Origin of the sequence: Chitinophaga caeni (assembly GCF_002557795.1) — a bacterium.
Classification (GTDB): domain Bacteria; phylum Bacteroidota; class Bacteroidia; order Chitinophagales; family Chitinophagaceae; genus Chitinophaga; species Chitinophaga caeni.
Genome location: NZ_CP023777.1, coordinates 1781990 through 1802804, shown reverse-complemented (window position 1 = coordinate 1802804; position 20815 = coordinate 1781990). Strand labels below are relative to the sequence as shown.

Genomic DNA, 20815 nt, shown 5'->3' with positions numbered 1-20815 from the left:
CATCTAACTGGGATAACTATAATCAACACTGCTCAATATAATTGCCTATCTTAGAAAATATTACTTCCTAACTGCTTTATTTAAAATATGTCACAAGAAAAAACCTTCAAACCCTATGTAGCGCCGGAGGAAAATGTAAAGGAATTTACCCTCAAATCTATTCTACTGGGTTGCCTTTTCGGCATCATCTTCGGAGCGGCTACCGTGTACCTCGCCTTGAAAGCCGGGCTCACCGTTTCTGCCTCTATTCCCATTGCCGTGATTGCTATCACATTGGGGCGCAGGTTCTTCAAAACAACCATCTTAGAAAATAACATTATCCAAACCACGGGATCTGCCGGGGAATCTATCGCCGCAGGTGTGGTTTTCACGTTGCCTGGATTCTTATTTCTCTCTGCCAATGAAAATGGCGTGAGCAACGGGGAATCCTATTTTAGTTATATGACCATATTGGTACTGGCTATTTTCGGAGGCCTGCTCGGTACCTTGATGATGATCCCCTTACGAAAATCATTGATCGTAAAGGAACATGACACTTTACCTTACCCTGAAGGTACTGCCTGCGGGGAAGTGCTGAAAGCCGGGGAAAAAGGCGGCGACTTTGCCAAAACCGCTTTCCTGGGATTAGGGGCCGCATTCATTTATGCCATGTTGCAAAAAGTGTTTCATGTTATCTCGGAAAGTCCTGAATACCTGACCAGCCAAAAAAATAAATACCTGCCTTCTGCTAAACTCAGCGGGGAAATTACACCGGAATACCTAGGTGTCGGGTATATCATCGGTCCCAAGATCAGTGGCGTGCTGGTTGCGGGTGGCGTATTGTCCTGGTTAGCGCTAATCCCGTTATTATCCACAATCGTTCCCCCGGATGCCGTGGCCACGCAATTGGTAAAACTCGGCATGCTTAGCAGCTTGACGGATGCAGGCGGTGTTGGTAATTGGAGCCCCGTTACCCATACCTTCAACGATTATTCCATCGCTTTATACCAAGCTTATGTTAAACAAATTGGTGCGGGCGCCGTGGCTGCCGGTGGGTTCATTACCCTGGTTAAGACGATCCCGACAATTATTTCATCGTTTAAAGACAGCCTGGGTTCTATTAAAGATAAATCAAATGCTAGCGAAGTACCCCGTACGGAGAAAGACCTATCATTCAAAATTGTGATTATCGGGAGTATCGGTTTGGTATTGTTAATGGCCTTACTGCCGCAGTTGCCGGGGCAAAATTTCTTCAATAAATTATTGATCGGTGTGCTGGTAGTTGTTTTCGGCGCCTTTTTCGTTACCGTATCCAGCCGTATCGTAGGGTTAATCGGATCCAGTAACAACCCCATTTCCGGCATGACCATTGCCACGATCATGGGTACCTGTTTAATATTTATAGCGGTAGGCTGGACAGGAAAAGTTTACGAACCGATGGCCTTAGTGGTAGGCGGGATGATTTGTATCGCCGCAGCTAACGCAGGGGCTACTTCCCAAGATTTGAAAACTGGCTATATCGTCGGTGCAACACCAAGGAACCAGCAAATAGCTTTATTCATTGGGGCGATTGTATCATCCATCGTAATCGGTTATACCGTTCATTTGCTGGATACCCCGACTGCGGAAATGAGAGCGGCAGGCATTCATCACGCGATCGGTTCAACTACATTTTCCGCTCCGCAAGCAATTTTAATGGCCACTTTAGACAAAGGGATATTAACATTCAACTTAGATTGGCAGTTTGTATTAGTAGGTGTTTTTATTGCCATCACGATGGAGCTCTGCGGTATTAAGTCCCTTTCTTTTGCCGTGGGAGCTTACTTACCTTTATCTACTACCTTACCGATCTTCATTGGCGGCGCTATCCGTAGTATCGTGGATCACAAACAAAAGCAGCGGGGTGAGAATCTTTCTGCCGAAGAAGAAGAGCTGGGCAAAGGTAACTTGTTTGCAACGGGACTGGTTGCAGGCGGCGCTGTAGCCGGGGTGATTGTAGCCTTATTAACGGTCAATGAAAATATTGCTAACGGCCTTAAAAAGATCAGTGTTGAGCATGGGCTAAGCAAAATAATTGGACATGGAGGTTATGCCGTACTCGGCGTACTTTTCTTTGCGACGCTCGGTTTTATCCTGTATAGGATCGGTATCCAAAAGTCCAAACCTTTAGATATCGAAAAGTAATTTTATCATTGTTGTCCGACTAGATTTTAACCGGGGAGCAATTTGATCCCTCAATAGTTCGATTCAATGTTCATCTGCCCTTTTTCTTGTACTTTTTTGCTTGCCCAAAAAAGTACAAGAAAGCGCACAAAGTACCTTTAAAGCATTTTTAGTCGGACAACAATGTAATTTTATAATAAGATATATCATTCAAAAGGGAGGGGGAATGCTTGGAAAAGCACTCCCCCTTGTTTTATTCTTCCGCCTAGAACAATCCCATTTATATCAACCTTTATATAAAATTTAAATATTCATATTCTTTTTCTAGTATGGCCTGGTCATCCGCTCCCAACCACTTCTTTAAGATAGTGGCATATACACTTTTAAAATCGACCTGGTATTGCAAATCCCCTTCTATCAACTTGGCAAGATCCGGCCCGGCGTTCAGTATACCCTTCTCTTTCAATCCGCCGCTAACCAGGAACATATTGTTGGCCGTACCATGATCCGTACCGCCACTCGCATTTTGGGCCACCCGGCGACCAAATTCGGAGAAAGTCATTACTAACACGTCCTCGAAGCGATGATGCTCTTTCAAATCCTTCACGAAAGCAGCCAATGCATCATCCATCTGTTTTAACAAGCGGTGTTGCTGTTCATTTTGGTTCACATGCGTATCAAAACTCCCATGGGAAACATAATAAACACTGGTATTGATATCTGTCATCACAAGGTTGGCAATCGTTTTCATATGTTTCCCCAATGCAGTGTTAGGATAGGTTGTTTTAGTCTGAAAGGTTTTATACTGTTGTTGGATATATGCTGCGGACGATACCGTTTCTGCCATCGTTTTATATAGATAATCAACGTTTGCATGTTCCGCATCGTGATCATGTTGCTGCTTCAATAAATTTTTATAAAACGGTGAATTACTGGTTCCGAATAAGCGTTGCGGCTCGGTAAAAGCCAAGCCTTTGACCTGTTCTCCTTTCAAAGCCAAACTCAAAGTATCATCTACTTCCAGGGCCTGGGTAGGTTTATCGCAACCCTGGCATTGCGCGTCCAGGTAGCGGCCTAACCAACCGGTATTCCAATATTGATCGGATTGACTGGCCGAATGCCAAATATCCATGGATCTGAAATGCGAACGATCGGGATTCGGGTATCCCACGTTATTTAGAACACCCAAACTGCCTTCATCGTACAACATTTTTAAATTGGGCAGGGCATCATTTAAACCCAGCTCGTTATCCATCGACAATACCTTATCTTTTTTCAAGGATAATGAAGGACGGGATTTATAATAAATATCATTTCTAAAAGGGATAACGGTATTCAGTCCATCGTTACCACCAGAAAGTTGCAGTACTACTAATACTTTATTGCCCGGTGGCACCAACATAGGCTTTTCGAATGCCTTTAAAAACTTCGGCAACATTACCGAAGCAGAAGCCAATGAACCAACCTGCAAAAATTTTCTTCTATTGAGGATAATCATGTCGATAATTTTAAGGAGGATTAACACAATTGATATAAAGGAGTACTCATGATACCGAGAGAGAAAGTCTTTATATATTGTTCACGGGTACTTTCATCGGCATATTTTTCCAATAGCGGTAAATCCTTATTGTAATGCAGCCCGATTAATGTTTTCGCAATTGCTGTAGATAATTCTGTCCTCGGTACTTCTTCAAATTGTTTTATATAGCTTGCCCAATCAATATCTGCTTGCACTTTTTTGGCATATTGTCTTTGAAGGGCACGGTTCAATTGTAAGGTCATCTTATAATTGTTCCCTTCTCCCATTTCGGGGGTCAATTCTTTGGGAGCTATGTTCACTGCCTGTGCATACAAAATGATCTGCGGCACCCTCATACGGAACATCAGGCTGGAAGAATCGATCCAGCTTTTTCCTCCGGGCCAGCCAGCCACATTAGGCGGATAAAACAATAATTGCCCCATCACCCTTTGAAACAAGAGCATCACGGCTTCATCCTCAAATTGCATCGGGATACTTCTTCTAAGCCCGATCAATAAATCTACCGGCGATTTGATTTGTGCGCCGATATTCTTTTCATCATAAAACCAATCTGCCGTGAAGATGTGGCGCATCATGCTTTTGATATCATAATTGCTCTTGTAAAATACCCCTGCAATTTCATTGACATGATTTTCATCGACCTCTTCATTCACGAATTCCTTGTAAATCTTCCGGGCAATAAATTTCGCGGTTGCAGGCTGGTCAAGCAAAATGGCCAATACATCATCCCCTTTATAAAACCCGGTTTTCCCGAGAATTGTTTTTTTACCTTCATCATGTGCCCGGGCTCTGAATACAAACTCCCCCATGGCATTGAAACCCCATCCAGTAAAAGCTCTCGCGGCTTCTTTCACATCTGTTTCAGAATAATTTCCCCTGCCCATGGTGAACAATTCCATCACTTCACGGGCAAAATTTTCGTTGGGGTGTTGTTTCCTGTTTTGTTGATTATTAAGAAAAGCCAACATGGCTGGCGTTTTTGAAACTGCGATCAACAGATCGCCAAAGTTCCCGGTAGCATGACTCCTGATGACTTGCAACAGTTGTTGGTTAAACAGCACATTTTGCGTTCTGCAAGCAAAATGTCCATGCCAGAATACAGCCATTTTTTCTTGGAAAGGGTGATCTGTAGCAGCCATTTCTTTTATCCATCCGGTATTCAGATCCTTGATGCCATTTACATTAAGCTTACGAACCTGTTTCCGCTCTTCGGCGCTCATGTCCTTGAAGCGCTTATAATCGGGGATGGAAGCGCTGTCGATCACTTCAAGATTACGGATTGCGCTAGGTTTATTCAATAAATGATGGACTACCTCTTTCCTATCTTTTTTAGACCATTGCTCTAAATCCCGGAAAGATGCGCCAAAACCGGCTCTCCAAGCGAGATGCTGGCATTCTATTATTTGCATGGGCTTCGCCATAGAACAGTATTTATGGGTTAGACGAAGCCGGAAATAGGAGGTTTAATGAGGGTATGTTAATTTTTTCCGTAGAGGGAAGGCATACTTCCTCTCCACGTGCGTTCAGATCAATACCGCCGCATATTCGGGTCTACTTTCACTGCCCAGGCATGTATCCCCCCGGTCACATTATAAATATTTTTAAATCCCGCCTCCACCAAAAAGTTGGCGACAGCGCGACTTCTCATTCCATGATGGCACATCAAAGCGATAGGAATATCTTTTTGCAGCGAGTCAATTTGCCCTGCCACCGTATGCATCGGGATCAGCCTTGCTTGTTCCAAATGGCAAATATCCCATTCATCCGGCTCACGCACATCAATTAATTGCAAAGGATCCGCAGCCGACAGCCATTCTGCCAATTGCGACACATCCATTTCTTGTACACCTGTTTCCATTATGCAAACATTTTGTTGATAATCCTTTTGTAATTCCCGGATATCGTGGTGGCCTGAAACCGGTTTAAATTTAAAAATTCTATGCTCGTTCGTTAACGTATCGATGGTAAGAATTTTATTTGATAACGGTTCACCGATATCACACAATACCTTCACTGCTTCGTTGGCCTGGTAAGTGCCGATCATCCCCGGTAATATGCCCAATACACCCATCTCGCTGCAATTCAACATTTCTCCATCATTCGGGGCTTCCGGAAAAAGACAACGGTAAGTAGCGCTCCCCTTATAGTTAAATACGCTCACCTGTCCTTCAAACTGGTAAATGGCGCCGTAGATAAACGGTTTCTTTAAAATTACGCAAGCATCGTTGACAAGGTAGCGTGTCCCGAAATTATCGCTACAGTCGATCACCAGGTCATAATCTGCCATGATTTTCAAAGCATTGCCCGGTTGTAAAAATTCTTCATATACAGTAATATCCACCAGTTCGTTCATGGCGCTCAATTTTGCGGCTGCAACGCGCGCTTTTTGTTTACCGGCATCTGCCGGGGTATACAGCACCTGCCTGTGAATATTCGTAATATCAATAGTATCTTGATCCACGATGCCCAACTTACCGATGCCCATACCCACGAGATATTGCATTACCGGAACGCCTAGTCCCCCAGCGCCAACAACGAGGGCGCTACTCCTGCCTAATTGCTCCTGCTTTCCTTCACCGAAGCCTTGCAATCTAACTTGGCGATCGTATCTTGTATCCATTATTGTTCCTGTTTCAATTGTTCCCATATCACTTCTAACGCCGGTTGTGGTAATACTTTAGGTGAATGATCTGATATTTCCTTCTGTATATATTCGATTCTTCTATTAGTATCCGGATGGCTGCTCATCCATTCAACCAGTTCACCTTGACTTTTGGATCCTGCTTTCAAGGTCTTGAATAATTCCGAGAATCCTACCGGGTCAATATTTCTTTCAGTTAATAATTTCAAACCGTTCATATCTGCTTCTTTCTCCAGTTTCCTAGAATATTCCAATGTTTTTAAATTATTGGCATTTTCTACGAAAACGGCCGCCACGCCATCCCAATTACCGAACAATGAGCTCACTAACAAGTAAGTTCCCATCGAGCGGAATAAAGTCCTGGTAGTATGTTGTAAAGCTACGTGAGAATATTCATGTGACAATAATGCTGCTAATTCTTCCGGATGTTGCATGCTGTTGATCAATGCCGTGTAAACAACGATATGGCCGCCGGGAACGGCAAAAGCATTCATGATTGAATCTTTCACAACTGTTATTTTCACGGGATATTTGGAATCGATATGCAAAGCGGCAAAAAATTCGTTAACCAAGCGGGTTTTCGATGAATCGACAACAAAATTTCTTGAGATTGATTCGTAAGATTGTTCCCCGATGCTCACTTCCCAAGCCCTGGGGATACGTTTGGCAATTTGATTGGCAATAATGGGTATCAACCAAAAATAGGCGCATACCAAAAACGTTATCAATGCTAGGCAGATGATATAAAATTGCGCCATCGTATTCGGGAAAGTACGTTTGAACCAATTTTTTTCATTCACCTGCTGCCAGGTTTTGGCGAACTCTTCACTAAAACCTAATGATGTACATTTTAATATTTGCTTGGGATAACCTTGGTAATGTAATTCAACATTACCTATTAGATTTTTCTCAATAATTATATTCTCCCAGAACCAGAAAACCTGCACTTCCGCGCCATGTTCATCTTCCAGTTGAATCACCAGTTTATCTTTAAGGAAATATGCCTTTGCCGGCATTTCTCTATTTCCGCTACTTTCCGAAATATATTGAGCATCATAAATATTGGGAAATATTTTCCTTGGCATAGGTTGTATCTTATTTACGCGTTTAATTTTTTGTTCATCATATAAAGATCGGCGTAAGTTCCATCATCTTGTTTTATTGCATCAGCCAATTTACCGCAAATCTCGAAACCAAAATGTTGATATAGATGTATTGCCCTCTCGTTTTGCACCATTACCTCGCAATAAATTTGTTCTAGCAAAGGGTGATGCTCCACCCAGCGGAACATTGCCGTGAGCAAGCGTCGGCCAATACCCATATTCTGATAATTCTTCCTGATGGCGATACCGATATCGCCAATGTGTTGTTGTTTTTGATAAACACGTTGCGTAAGAGTAACTGCCCCTATAATCTCCTGCCCGATGATCGCCAATAACATCAGGTTTTGCGGTACATCCACGTAATTTAGCAAGTACTTTTCTTCATGGAGTAATGAAAGCCCGCCTACTTCCAGTGGACTTGATAGGAGCAAATCCGTTTCTAGCACCAGTTGTTGAAAACAAGAAAGGAGCGCTTCGGCATCCTGCATCCTGGGTTGCCGAACCGTGAGCGCTTGTCCGTTTGGTAAATAATGCAACATCTGTTCCGGGTAACTATGCATATTTACAACCTTTTTCGCGGCTATCAAAAAAAAGAGCGGCCATAATAGGATGACCGCTCTTACTGCTATGCTATTAATTTCTACGATTTTGCATACTGTTGCACAAATGCAAGAACCGCTTCTTTCTGATCGTCGTTTAACTTGGCCTTCGGCGCCATCTTATCAATTACTTTCGTCCACTTGTCTGCCGTACGGGTTTCCGGTAAACGGTATTTGTGGCAACGGCCACATTTTTCCATGAAAATTGTCTTGCCTTCACTGTCGGAGTAATGGCTGAATTTTGCAGCCGTTTCCGCAGCGGTAGGGGCAGTTTTACGTGCGCAACCCCATAATACCAGGGAAATACACACCATCAGACCTAGTGTTTTCATATTGTATTGATTTGACCTAGTACAATATAGGCAAAAAAATGTTCACGGATTCATGTTCACGGATTCCTATGGATTATGGGATTACACGGATGTGTTTTAAATATCCGTGTAATCGCTTTTCTATTTTTAGCTGATTTTGTCGATGCCCATGTATGGTTTCAGTACTTCGGGGATATGTATGCCGTCCGCTGTTTGATTATTTTCTAATAGGCAGGCTACGATCCTCGGCAACGCTAGTGAACTACCATTCAGGGTGTGCAACAATTGGGCTTTCCCCCCTGCTTCTTTGAACCTGGCTTTCAGGCGATTGGCTTGGTAGCTTTCGAAGTTCGACACGGAACTTACTTCCAACCATCTTTCCTGTGCGGCGCTATATACTTCAAAGTCGTATGTCAGGGCAGAGGTAAAGCTCATGTCGCCACCGCATAATCTTAATATACGGTAAGGTAAGCCCAAGGATTGTACCAGGGCTTCTACATGTTCTACCATCTCATCCAGTACTTCGTAACTTTTGGCCGGGTTGACCAGTTGTACCAGTTCCACCTTTTCAAATTGGTGTAAACGGTTTAGTCCCCGGACATCTTTACCATAAGATCCTGCTTCACGGCGGAAACATGGTGTATAAGCCGTGAGCTTGATGGGCAAATCGGTATCTTTTACGATGGTATCGCGGTAGAAGTTGGTTAAAGGCACTTCTGACGTCGGGATCAGGTAAAACTTATCCTCTGTGACATGGTACATTTGTCCTTCTTTATCCGGTAGTTGCCCTGTTCCGTAAGCGGAATCTTCGTTGACTAGATGCGGTACGTTCATTTCATGGTAGCCGCGTTCGATGTTGAAATCAAGGAAATAGCTTACCAGGGCGCGTTGCAATCGGGCGCCTTTATTTTTGTAGACGGGGAAACCGCTACCAGTTAATTTATTCCCCAGTTCAAAGTCGATCAGGTCATATTTCTTTGCCAGGTCCCAGTGGGGAACAGCGCCTTCCGGCAATGTAGGAATGCTGCCGCCACTGCGAACTTCTACGTTATCTTCCGGGTTTTTGCCGGGAGGAACCAAAGGGGAAGGCAGGTTCGGTACTTTGACCAATAGTTCGTTCAGTTGAAGTTCCGTTGCCTTTAATTGTTCATCTATCGGGTGCAACCTGGCATTCAATTCGGATACAGATGACTTACGGGCTTCGGCTTCTTCTTTTTGACCTTGGGACATCAACTTACCGATCTCCTTGGAGAGCGTGTTGGCCTGTGCTTTCGTTTCGTCATATTCTACTGTCAACTTCCTGCGCGAGTCGTCCAGCGCCAAAATCTCATCAATAAGATGCAATTCCTTGAATTGCTTGAGCGCCAGGCGTTCTAACACTTCTTCCTTGTGTTGACGAATAAACTGTACCTGTAACATGTGTTATTAAATTTATGTTCTTCTTTGTTAACCGCGAATAATACGTCACGGGAGGGCAAAGATAAAATTTTGCGCGTGATACTCCCACGCACTACGCTAAATACTTGTTTTATGCTGTCTTGTCAGGATAAATATTTCCCCACGATCGGCACCCTTCTTCCCACGCCAAATGCCTTGGAAGACACCCTGATGATCGGGCAAAACTGGTTCCTTTTATATTCGTTCGTGTTGACCAATTTCAACGTCCGGGCTACCAATTGAGGGTCAAAGCCCATTTCGATGATCTCCCTGGGACCTTTTCGCCTTTCTATATATTGGAACAATACCTGGTCCAAAATGGTATAGTCCGGCAAGCTGTCGCTGTCCTTTTGGCCGGGGCGTAGTTCTGCCGATGGCGCTTTCGTGATAATATTACCGGGAATGATTTCTTCATCCCGGTTAATAAATTCCGCCAGGGCATATACCTGCATCTTGTACACATCGCCCAAAACCGATAATCCCCCGGCCATATCACCGTAAAGGGTGCCGTAACCGGTTGATAATTCACTTTTATTGGATGTATTCAGTAAAATATAACCAAATTTATTAGCCAAACCCATCAATAGGTTACCCCTGATGCGGGATTGCATATTCTCTTCGGCCACGTTGAAAGGCAAACCGTTGAAATACGGTTCCAGGGTTTGCAGGAAGCCTTCGTAAATGTTGTTGATGCGGATAATGTCATGAGGATTATCGAGGTTCTTGGATAACCGTACGGCATCATCGACCGAATGGTCCGTAGAATAAGGAGAAGGCATCAAAATGGCACGTACATTCTCCTTCCCGAGCGCCTCGCAAGCCAAAGCCAAGGTTACGGCGCTATCGATTCCACCGCTGGAACCCAAGATGGCCTTTTTAAAACCCATCTTTTGGAAATAATCGCGTATGCCCATTACGATCGCGCCATGAACGCGGTCGATATTACGATCAAATTCCAATTGATGGTAAGGTTGTACCACCGGATGAGCAGCGGGACTTTCTTTTAAAGCCGGGATTTTTTCCAGGTCGAACCCTACCAGGGCTTCTTTGAAGTAAGGTAATTCTTTTACCAGCTCACCGTTGGCATCATAAACAACGGAGCCGCCATCAAAAACGATTTCCGTTTGGGAGCCAACCGTGTTACAATAGAACATCGGGATTTTATATTTCAACACGTTCTCCCTTACGATGGCTTGCCTCGTTTCACGCGCATTATAATCGAAAGGAGAAGCGCTGATATTAATCATCAGGTCGGGTGCCTGGTCGATGAGCCGATCCATGGGGGCGATCCTGTACAGCGGGTTATCCCCCAGGTTCCAGATATCTTCACAGATCGTTACCGCCAACCTTTTATCCTTGAAAGGTATTACGGCCCAGGAATATGCCGGTTCAAAATACCTGTATTCATCGAATACATCGTATGTTGGCAGCAAGGTTTTGTGAATCACTTGTTTCACCTCGCCTTCATGTAAAAACCAGGCAGCGTTGAACAGGTCTTTCCCTTCCTTGATATCATTCCGGCACGGGGCGCCAACGATAACGGCCACATCCTTGGTGTAAGATTTGATCGTATCGATAGCTTTATAGCACTTGTTGATAAAATCTTCAAACTCCAGGAAATCGCGCGGCGGGTAACCGCAAACACAGAGCTCTGAAAACACGACCAGGTCAGCGCCATCAACGGCAGCTTCCTGTATGGCGGCTACAATTTTTGCTACATTGTCTTCGAAATTCCCAATGTGATAATTTTGTTGGGCTAGAAAAATCTTCATGTACTATTTGTTTCAAATAAAAAACCTGCTAGGTGTAAAGTTACCTAACAGGCCGTTATTCGTAAAATGAATTTATTGAACTAGAAGTAAAGACCGAGCCTCAAAGCAAATAAATTACCGTTGATTCTCCCATCATTCCATTTGCTATTGCGGGTTACATCGATCAAACCATTCTGGTAGGTGATCCCCACCACGCCGGTCATCGTTTCCGTCAAAGGATATTCAACACCGGCGCCTAATAACATCCCGGCATTGAGCGGGTTCACGGTTTTCAGAACATTTTCCTTTTCGTATTTAACACCGTTACTGATAACATCGGCCCTGGCCCGGATCGGGGCGGCGAAAAAGCCGCCGAATTGACCGTAGATACCAAGTCCGGATTGTGTATAAGTACAGAGTTTGAGCGTTAATGGAATTTGTAAATACTGCAAGCGGAGATCGTATTCTGAAGGATAATCCTTATAATTATCTAGGCCGATACCATCATTGTATTTGAGTGTACTACCGCCGGAAGTTATTTCCAAGCCGGAAGAAATAGCATAGTTAGCATTATCATCGAGGAAGAAATCGGCCATGACCCCGAAGCTCAGTCCCATCCTGCCGCTGTAGCGATCGACGCCGGATTCTTGGGGATTCATGAAGTAGCCTAGCGGACTTAAGGTGAAGCCTAAACGAACTGTTTTGCCGATCTCCTTAGACATATTCCTGGAGAAGCCCTGGGCATTGGCTTGTTGGCCAGTCAAAATAATTAATACCATCAATACAACAGGAAAAAAATAAATACGTTTCCTGGTTAGCACATGAAAATCTAAATTTACCATTCTAAAATTGTTTAAAGGGGATGCAAAACTACATTAATAAATATTCACTCCGACTTTTGGCTTTTACAGGCTTGGCATTATTCCTGTTCGCATGTCAAAATCGTAAGGATGTACCGGATATCAGCAACATCCATATCGATGTAAAAGTGCATAGGTTCGACCAGGATTTGATGCAAGTCGATACTAATAACGTACCGGCAGGGTTAAAATTATTGCAGGCCCAATATCCAACTTTTTTTCCAACCTATGTTCAAAACATTATGAACATGGGTGTTTATAGTGATACGAATCAACTAGTTGCACAGCAGATGCGTCAACTGTTGACCACCGCCGACATCAGGCATTTGCAAGATACCATTAACACCAGGTTTAAAGACCTCAAGCCGCTGGAGCAGTCACTATCGGAAGCTTTCAGGTACACGAAATATTATTTTCCCGACTTCAAAGCGCCCGAAGTAGTGAGCTTCATGTCTGCCATCAGCAATTTTGGGGCCATTACGGTAGATTCGGTACTAGGCATAGGTTTAGATATGTACCTGGGGGAAGACTTTTCCGTGTATACTTATATACCCGATCTGCCCGGCTATATGGTTCGCAAATTTGCCGAACCATATATTGTACCCAACGCGATGCTAGCCTTGGCCCAAAAACGCTATCCTTATACGGATGCAAGCAATTTGATCGAAGAATTTGTAAACCTGGGCAGGTATCAATATTTCCTGGATGAAGTACTTCCCTTTGCGGCAGATAGTACAAAAACGGGATATTCGGGAGAGCAGTTGAAATGGTGCTATGAAAATGAAGAGATGGTTTACCAATTTTTTGTTATGAACAACCTTTTATATACTACTGACTTCCAAGATATTATGAGATATACAAACGAAGGGCCGTCCACACAGGGAATGCCAGCCGGATCTCCGGGTAAGATTGGACTATTCGTGGGATGGCAGATTGTAAAGGCGTATATGGATAAGCATCCACAAGTGAGCTTGCGGCAGTTAATGGAAGAAAAAACAACGAAGGAAATTTTCAATGAAGCCAAATATCGACCTAGACGATAAACTCTAAGGCATAATGGATTTAGATCTTAGCCGGAAAGAATTAATTCATCTTAAATGGTACGATCATTTGGAACTCAGGGATTTTCACCTCGAACAATTTTTTATCCAACTGGTTCTCCATTAAATAAGTCCCGTACATTTTCCCGATTTCGGTTCTCAAATTAGAGCCGGAGACGTACTGGTAACTTTCACCCGGTGCCAGCAAAGGTTGCACACCTACCACCCCTTCCCCTTCTACTTCGCGGTGATTGCCGTTGGAATCGATGATATACCAATGGCGGCGCAGCAACTTGATAGGAAAGGTATTATTGTTTTCGATGGTAATGCGGTATGCAAACATAAATTCACTTCCCAAGGGATTTGAATAGTCTGGTTGGTAAAACGTTTCCACGCTAATTGTGATACCTTCTGTTACCTTTTTTACCATATAAAAAACAACGTTTTACGTAAAAATAAGGAAAATAAGGCGAGATAAGGCAAAAAATCCAGGATTGGCGGCTTATTAACGAATCTTTAAAGAATCAAGATATCCTGCAATACGGATGCATCATTTTCAGATCTGCGGGCTTCTACTTCGAACTTGTTACGGTAATAACCGTTGCGGGCAGATTCCCACGCATATAAATATAAAAACCTCCAGAAACCGTACCGCCGGAACTGCCTCACGTGGCAGGCTTCATGTCTCAACCATCCCGGCTGATTCAAAAATTCTTCCCGGCTTACCCCGTGTAAATGGATCACATCTCCCAATACCATAGCCACCGAGGGACTTTTTAATTTCCAGGCAGCCAACTTGGCTAACCAAGATTGTTCTTTCAAACGTACATGGATTCGTGATGCCATCTAATTGTAAAACAGTTATCGATTAAAAATGTTGTTGGTGCCGAATAATAGTTATTTTACATTGTTGCGCCAATTTAGTGGCCGTAAAATTATCCGCTTTGTTATTTTTGTGCATAAACCATTACACGCTTTATGAATATTCCGGCATTATACGAATTATATAAAAAACATCCATCAGTTAAAACCGATACCCGCCAACTGGTGCCGGGTGATCTATATTTTGCATTGAAAGGCCCCAACTTCGACGGGAATGCTTTTGCCGCACAGGCATTAGGAAAAGGCGCCGTAGTATCCGTGATTGATGATCCGAGGTATTTTATCGATGAGCGCAAAACCATCGTTGTAAATAATGTATTGGAATGCTTGCAAGCCCTGGCAAAGCATCACCGCCAGCAATTAAATATTCCTTTTATTGCCATTACCGGGACCAATGGAAAAACAACCACCAAGGAATTGATCAATGCCGTCTTATCCAGCCAATATAAAACGGTGGCCACCAAGGGTAATTTGAATAACCACATCGGCGTTCCGCTAACAATTTTGTCCATCCCGGCTGATACGGAAATGGCCATTATTGAAATGGGCGCCAATCACCAACGGGAGATTGCCGGTTATTGCGAAGTAGCCTTGCCTACACACGGCATCATTACCAATATCGGCAAAGCGCACTTGGAAGGTTTCGGTGGCGAAGAAGGTGTCAAGATCGCGAAAGGAGAATTATATGATTACCTGCGAGCAAATAACGGGACTGTATTTGTTTGTAAAGACTTGCCTTACCTGGTAGAGATGAGCCAAAGTATCCGGCAAGTAACTTATGGCCTAGAGGCAGCAGATTACGTGGCGAAACCGGTAGGAGGACAAGCATTCCTAGCACTGGAAACCGCCTATCCAGACCTGTCGTTGATCCAAACACAGCTCGTTGGCGCTTATAATTATACAAATGCCTTAGCCGCTATAGCGGTTGGATTGTATTTTAAAGTTACGGGTGCGAATATAAAAGCTGCACTAGAAGCATATAGTCCTAACAACAACCGCTCACAAGTAATACGGAAAGGTAATAACACGATCATAATGGATGCTTATAATGCGAATCCTAGCAGCATGAAAGCAGCCATCGAAAATTTCGTTCAACTCGATGCGGGGAAGAAAGTTTTATTATTAGGCGCCATGAAAGAATTGGGAGAAAATAGCGTCAAAGAACACCAGGCATTAATTAATTTGTTACAACAGCATTCATGGGATTCAGTTCTCTTGGTAGGGGGAGACTTCGCGCTAACAAAACATCCGTATTTCTACGTAGAAAATAATGCAGCAGCGCAACAATGGTATCATCAAAAACATTTCGAAAATTGTTATATTCTCGTGAAAGGCTCCCGTAGCATCGGTATGGAGAAAGTGATCGAAGATATATAGTAAACTTCAATTTCGTATATTCATCAACGTTATACATTGATATAAAAAATAAACCTGCGAGTTAAAAAACTCACAGGTTTTCATAACCTATGCCAACTTTAGAGTTATTTTGATGAGCCAAAGGCTCTGAACATTCATATGATTTTATCGATAAAGCAACCTTTGCTTCCGGTTACTTTACTTATATAACATGTATCTACGCAAAAGGTTTAGGGAAGGTTTTAGTTTTTTGAAAAAATTTCCAAAAAATTTTAATACGTTTTCCCGGGGAATATTTCTTGCGGTCCGAAAGCATTCATAATAAAGCATTTAACTTGAAATACCGGCTTAATAATTTTAAGAGAAATATTTAAGCCTGACATAAATAGTCATATTTAACCATATATAAACGGTTTTATCGAAGCTTTCACATCAACCTGCATCCTGGCATAATTCAACCAAGACGCCATTTGTATTTTTAGGGTGTAAGAAACAAACCCATTTATTATCCGCGCCACGCTTGGGTGCTTCATTCAATAACACGAAGCCTTCTGCTTGCAAACGCTTCATTTCTGCCTTGATATCGGCTACTTCAAAAGCTATATGATGAATACCCTCGCCTTTCTTGGCAAGAAATTTAGCAACCGGACTTTGCTCATTCAAGGCTTCCAACAACTCTATCTTGGTTTGCCCAGTTTGGAAAAATGCCGTATTTACAGCCTCGCTCTCCACTTTCTCCTGTTTATAACAAGGTGTATTCAATAATTTCTCAAATAAGGCAATGGAGTTTTCCATCGAGCTGACCGCGATACCGATATGTTCAACTTTATTCATCTTCTTAATGTCTAATTGTTTTGGATAATGATCAAGTACACTAAAGGGTGCAGATAAAAGTAGCACATATATCGTAATTTTGATGTTCAACAACCAGTTAAGGATGATTCCCATGCCCATTTACCTCGATAATAATGCCACGACAGCCTGTGATCCCGCGGTGGTAGATAAAATGTTGCCTTATTTTACCGAGTATTATGGGAATGCCGCCAGCAAACATCACCGTTACGGCTTCCTGGCAGATGCCGCAGTAGAAAACGCCCGGCTGCAAGTAGCGCAATTAATCGGCGCGCAACAGCAGGAGATTATTTTTACTTCCGGCGCTACCGAATCTGTGAATATGGCTTTGAAAGGTGTATTTGAAAGCTACGCTGTAAAAGGAAATCATATCATCACCACGAAGGCTGAACACAAAGCGGTGCTGGACACTTGTCAACACTTGGAAAAATTAGGCGCCAGGGTAACCTATTTACCGATCGATAGTACCGGGCAAATCGACTTGAAATCACTCGAAGCGGCTATCAGTCCGGAAACGATCCTAATCTGTATTATGTATGCCAATAATGAACTGGGCACTATTTACCCGGTACAAAAAATAGCGGCTATAGCTAAAAAACACGCGGTAATTTTTATGTGCGATGCTACGCAAGCGACGGGTAAAATCCCTGTCGATGTTGAAAAAGATGGTATTGACATTTTAGCGATGAGCGCGCATAAAATCTACGGCCCGAAAGGCATCGGCGCCGTTTATATCCGGCGGAAAAGCCCCAGGGTACACTTATTACCGCTTCTCGATGGTGGTGGGCAAGAAAAATCGCTCCGCCCGGGAACATTAAATGTACCCGGCATCGTAGGCATGGGCGCTGCCTGCTCCCTTTGCTTAGAAAACATGAACGGGGAAGCAAATCGCCTGGCAGGCTTGAGAGACAGGCTGGAGTCGGCCTTGCTTTCGATCGAAGGAAGCATTTTAAACGGTTCGGCGCAAAACAGGCTACCCCATGTCACCAATATAGCCTTCCAATATACACCGGGAGCGGCCTTAATCCGGGAAGCCAGCAAATCGATAGCTATTTCCACCGGTTCGGCTTGTACGGCGGCCAGCCCGGAGCCCAGCCATGTTTTAACTGCGCTCGGCTTAGGGGAAGCCTTGGCCCACGCTTCGCTGCGTTTCGGTTTGGGAAGATTTACCAGCACAGAAGATATAGACAAGGCTATAGAAATCCTTACAAAAACGGTAGCAAAAGTCCGCTCGGAGAGCATGGAATGGGAGTTATATCAATCCGGCGAAACGATCAATCCCGGCGATTGGCAACATCCGGCTATGGTGTAATAAAATATCAAAGCAAAAAAAGCGTTGCTATTAAATCATACATATTCCTATTTTGTTTAACATTATTTTTCATTATTGTCCGACTAAATTTTAACCGGGGAGCGCTTTCGATCCCTCAATAGTTTGATTCAATGTCCACCTGCTCGTTTCTTGTACATTTTTGCTTGCCCAAAAAAGGGTACAAATTGGCCATCACGGCCACCAATTTGATCGCGCGATCCAGCTTTTGCACTACTGTATCGCCCAACTACCGTTCGCTATTAACAGTGCGAAGTTCCACGGTTCTCTTGGCAGGTCTGAATAGATCATCATTCGCTTATATTCTTGACCAGGTAAGGAATTCAAGTAAATTTTAAGCAATTTTAGCCGGACAACAATGATTATTTTTATAAACAGGCATATATATTTGCCTTAATTATCACGTATCTTACAGCAATGCTAGCAATTTATAAAAAGGAATTTCGCCAATTCTTTAGTAGTATCACCGGGTATGTGGCCATATTACTTTTCTTGGTGGCCAATGCCTTGTTTTTATTCGTTTTCCCCGATACCAGTTTACTCGATGCGGGATATGCCAACCTCGACAACCTCTTTAATTTAGCGCCATATATATTTTTATTATTGATCCCTGCCATCACGATGCGCAGCTTTGCAGATGAATTTAAGAGCGGCACCATGGAGCTATTGAGCACGCACCCGGTAAGCTGGTGGCAAATTGTATGGGGAAAGTTCCTGGCAAGCGGTAGCATAGTAATCATTGCGCTGCTGCCGACCCTGGTATATTATATCGCTATTTCGCAACTATCCGCCATCCCCGGAAATTTGGATAACGGAAGCATTTCCGGAGCGTACATCGGGTTATTGTTATTAGGATTTTCTTTTACGGCGATCGGTATTTGGTCGTCTTCGATTACTTCCAACGCCGTTGTTGCATTCCTGGTAGCGATATTTACCTGTTTTATATTCTATTACGGTTTTGATGCGCTTAGCAAGGTACCCGTGTTTGAAGGGAAGGCAGACTACTTTTTGCAGATGGCAGGCATCCGTTTCCACTATGCTTCCATTAGCCGGGGAGTGATTGATAGCCGTGATATCGTATATTTCTTAAGTGTTATGGCGCTCATGCTTTACCTGTCTAAAATTTCTTTACAAAGAAAGATCTGGCAATCCTAATGAACGGGGCCTCATTATCAAAAAATTTATTCTAAGATACCTTGATGGAAATCACACAAACGACTAAACGAAAAAAATATATACAAAGAGCCATCGGTGTTGTTATCGTGCTGATAGCTATCAATGTTTTAGCCGCGCACTTTCATTTCCGTATGGATTTAACGGCGGAAAAACGCTTTACATTGGCGTCCAGCACAAAGCAATTATTAAGTAACCTGAAAGAGCCAGTCCGGATAGAAGTATTTTTAAAGGGGGAATTCCCGGTAGGGTTCAGGCAATTGGCAGATGCTTCACGCGAGTTGTTAGAAGAATTCCGTGAGTATGGACATGAAAACATACAGTTCAGTTTTATCAACCCCGGTTCGGGCCTGCCGGATTCCATGCGGCTGGCCTATCAAGATTCCTTGGTTGCAAAAGGTATCATGCCGTTTAATTTGCAGGTGCAGGGCGATAACCAGCAGGATATCTCCGAAAAATTAGTATTCCCCGGTGCCTTGTTGCATTATAAAGATCGTACCATAGGGATCAACCTGCTGAAAAGCCAGGGCGGCATCGATCCGCAGCAAACCTTGAACAACTCGGAAGCCCTGTTGGAATATCAATTTGCCAACGCGATTTACAAGATACAGGAAGAACATAAGCCGATCATCGGTTATGCCATCGGTCACGGGGAATCGGTAGGCTATAAGATGTACGATGCACTCAATACCCTGCAAACGAATTACCTGGTAGATACGGTCAACATACGTAGTAACCCTTATATCCCGAAGGACTTTGACCTGTTATTAATTGCCAAGCCGACCGGGACATTCACCGATGATGATAAATTAAAGATTGATCAGTATGTCATGAACGGCGGTAAGATATTATGGTTCATTGATGCCACTACCGCGGAGATGGACTCCCTGCAAACCCAAGGAGGCTTTGTTGCCACTGCCAGGAACCTGGGTTTAGATGATATATTATTTAAATATGGAGTGAGGATTAACCAAAACTTGGTTCAAGATTTACAAAGCGACATGATCCCGATGATCGTTGGTAGTATTGGTGACAAGCCGCAAATCCAACCGGTACCGTTCTTGTATTTCCCATTGCTCATAGCGACGGGTCAGCATCCCATCGTGAAAAATATGGATGCCGTTTTGACCCGTTTTGCCAGCAGTATCGATACGGTTGAAGGTGGAAATTTAAGGAAAACGGTATTACTGGCCACATCGCAACACAGCAAAACCGTTCCTATTCCTACTTTGATAGATTTGGATGAAGCCAGGACAAGGCCCAATCCCAGGGAGTTCACGATGAAAAATTTACCGGTGGCCGTCTTGGTAGAAGGAAATTTCACTTCCGTATTCCAACACAGGGCGAGTTCGGCAGCCAAACAATCCGTAGAGCAAGCATCAGGCAAGGCTTTCAAAGGGCGCACGGATACGGCTAACAGCATGATAGTTGTGGGAGATGCAGATATTATCAGCAATGCCTTTTCACCCAAGCACGGGCCATTGCAGATGGGAGTAAATGAGTTTAACCAGCAATATGTTTTTGCCAACAAGGAATTCTTCGAGAATTGCCTCGATTACTTGACAAATAAAATAAATATATTAGAAACCCGTAACAAGGAATTAACATTACGATTGCTCGATGCACAGAAAGTAAAGGCAGAAAAAACAAAATGGCAAATTATTTCATTCGCCGTTCCAATAGCCCTGGTATTGCTTTTCGGTATGATTTTCAATTTTACCAGGCAACGTAAATACGCGTCTTCACCGGGTAAATAATACCACGTAGCCGCTAATATATTATCTTTGCATCTCAATAA

Annotated in this window: 18 protein-coding genes; 6 read left to right on the top strand and 12 right to left on the bottom strand. The window is 43.4% G+C overall.

Annotated features, from left to right (window positions below):
• Positions 1 to 87: 87 nt before the first annotated feature.
• The gene (locus COR50_RS07565) at positions 88 to 2163 is read left to right on the top strand and encodes an OPT family oligopeptide transporter (RefSeq protein ID WP_098193437.1); all 2076 of its coding nucleotides are present in this window, start codon (positions 88 to 90) and stop codon (positions 2161 to 2163) included.
• A gap of 271 nt (positions 2164 to 2434) precedes the next feature.
• Here the strand turns inward: COR50_RS07565 and COR50_RS07560 are convergent, their stop codons facing one another.
• The 9 genes from COR50_RS07560 to COR50_RS07520 form a co-directional block, all read right to left on the bottom strand.
• The gene (locus COR50_RS07560; protein ID WP_098193436.1) at positions 2435 to 3640 is read right to left on the bottom strand and encodes a DUF1501 domain-containing protein; all 1206 of its coding nucleotides are present in this window, start codon (positions 3638 to 3640) and stop codon (positions 2435 to 2437) included.
• A 20-nt stretch (positions 3641 to 3660) separates the two neighbouring features.
• On the bottom strand, positions 3661 to 5103 hold the full coding sequence (locus COR50_RS07555) for a DUF1800 domain-containing protein (RefSeq protein ID WP_098193435.1): 1443 nt from the start codon (positions 5101 to 5103) through the stop codon (positions 3661 to 3663).
• A gap of 107 nt (positions 5104 to 5210) precedes the next feature.
• A complete protein-coding gene (locus COR50_RS07550; protein WP_098193434.1) occupies positions 5211 to 6302 on the bottom strand; it encodes a HesA/MoeB/ThiF family protein in 1092 nt (363 codons plus the stop codon).
• Entirely contained in the window at positions 6302 to 7408 is a 1107-nt protein-coding gene (locus COR50_RS07545) for a M48 family metallopeptidase (protein ID WP_098193433.1), read from the bottom strand. The genes COR50_RS07550 and COR50_RS07545 overlap by 1 nt, the downstream gene beginning before the upstream one ends.
• A 14-nt stretch (positions 7409 to 7422) precedes the next feature.
• Positions 7423 to 7986 (bottom strand): GNAT family N-acetyltransferase, encoded by a 564-nt coding sequence (locus COR50_RS07540; RefSeq protein WP_098193432.1) that lies wholly within the window; start codon positions 7984 to 7986, stop codon positions 7423 to 7425.
• 80 nt (positions 7987 to 8066) lie between these two features.
• Positions 8067 to 8357, bottom strand: a complete 291-nt coding sequence (locus tag COR50_RS07535; RefSeq protein ID WP_098193431.1) for a cytochrome c — start codon at positions 8355 to 8357, stop codon at positions 8067 to 8069.
• A gap of 126 nt (positions 8358 to 8483) precedes the next feature.
• Positions 8484 to 9755, bottom strand: coding sequence for a serine--tRNA ligase (gene serS / locus COR50_RS07530; RefSeq protein ID WP_098193430.1), 1272 nt, complete (start codon positions 9753 to 9755; stop codon positions 8484 to 8486).
• A 122-nt stretch (positions 9756 to 9877) separates the two neighbouring features.
• Entirely contained in the window at positions 9878 to 11545 is a 1668-nt protein-coding gene (locus COR50_RS07525; protein WP_098193429.1) for an NAD+ synthase, read from the bottom strand.
• 80 nt (positions 11546 to 11625) lie between these two features.
• Positions 11626 to 12366, bottom strand: coding sequence for a porin family protein (locus tag COR50_RS07520; protein WP_098193428.1), 741 nt, complete (start codon positions 12364 to 12366; stop codon positions 11626 to 11628).
• A gap of 20 nt (positions 12367 to 12386) precedes the next feature.
• Here COR50_RS07520 and gldB point away from each other — a divergent pair, with 20 nt between their 5' ends.
• The gene (gene gldB, locus COR50_RS07515) at positions 12387 to 13427 is read left to right on the top strand and encodes a gliding motility lipoprotein GldB (protein ID WP_098193427.1); all 1041 of its coding nucleotides are present in this window, start codon (positions 12387 to 12389) and stop codon (positions 13425 to 13427) included.
• A 40-nt stretch (positions 13428 to 13467) separates the two neighbouring features.
• Here gldB and apaG read toward each other — a convergent pair whose 3' ends face one another.
• Entirely contained in the window at positions 13468 to 13854 is a 387-nt protein-coding gene (gene apaG, locus COR50_RS07510) for a Co2+/Mg2+ efflux protein ApaG (protein WP_098193426.1), read from the bottom strand.
• An 86-nt stretch (positions 13855 to 13940) separates the two neighbouring features.
• Positions 13941 to 14270, bottom strand: a complete 330-nt coding sequence (locus tag COR50_RS07505) for a DUF4157 domain-containing protein (RefSeq protein ID WP_098193425.1) — start codon at positions 14268 to 14270, stop codon at positions 13941 to 13943.
• A gap of 132 nt (positions 14271 to 14402) precedes the next feature.
• Between COR50_RS07505 and COR50_RS07500 the strand changes: the two genes are divergently transcribed.
• A complete protein-coding gene (locus COR50_RS07500) occupies positions 14403 to 15683 on the top strand; it encodes a UDP-N-acetylmuramoyl-tripeptide--D-alanyl-D-alanine ligase (protein ID WP_098193424.1) in 1281 nt (426 codons plus the stop codon).
• 411 nt (positions 15684 to 16094) lie between these two features.
• On the opposite strand, the gene mce is transcribed toward COR50_RS07500, so the two are convergent.
• A complete protein-coding gene (mce, locus tag COR50_RS07495) occupies positions 16095 to 16562 on the bottom strand; it encodes a methylmalonyl-CoA epimerase (RefSeq protein WP_232516301.1) in 468 nt (155 codons plus the stop codon).
• A gap of 16 nt (positions 16563 to 16578) precedes the next feature.
• Between mce and COR50_RS07490 the strand changes: the two genes are divergently transcribed.
• From COR50_RS07490 to gldG, 3 genes are all read left to right on the top strand, one after another.
• Positions 16579 to 17826, top strand: a complete 1248-nt coding sequence (locus COR50_RS07490) for a cysteine desulfurase family protein (RefSeq protein ID WP_232516300.1) — start codon at positions 16579 to 16581, stop codon at positions 17824 to 17826.
• Between the two features lie 435 nt (positions 17827 to 18261).
• Positions 18262 to 18999 (top strand): gliding motility-associated ABC transporter permease subunit GldF, encoded by a 738-nt coding sequence (gldF, locus tag COR50_RS07485; RefSeq protein ID WP_098193423.1) that lies wholly within the window; start codon positions 18262 to 18264, stop codon positions 18997 to 18999.
• 44 nt (positions 19000 to 19043) lie between these two features.
• Positions 19044 to 20774 carry a gliding motility-associated ABC transporter substrate-binding protein GldG gene (gene gldG / locus COR50_RS07480; RefSeq protein WP_098193422.1) on the top strand — a complete coding sequence of 577 codons (1731 nt, stop codon included), beginning with the start codon at positions 19044 to 19046 and terminating at the stop codon, positions 20772 to 20774.
• Positions 20775 to 20815 lie beyond the last annotated feature (41 nt).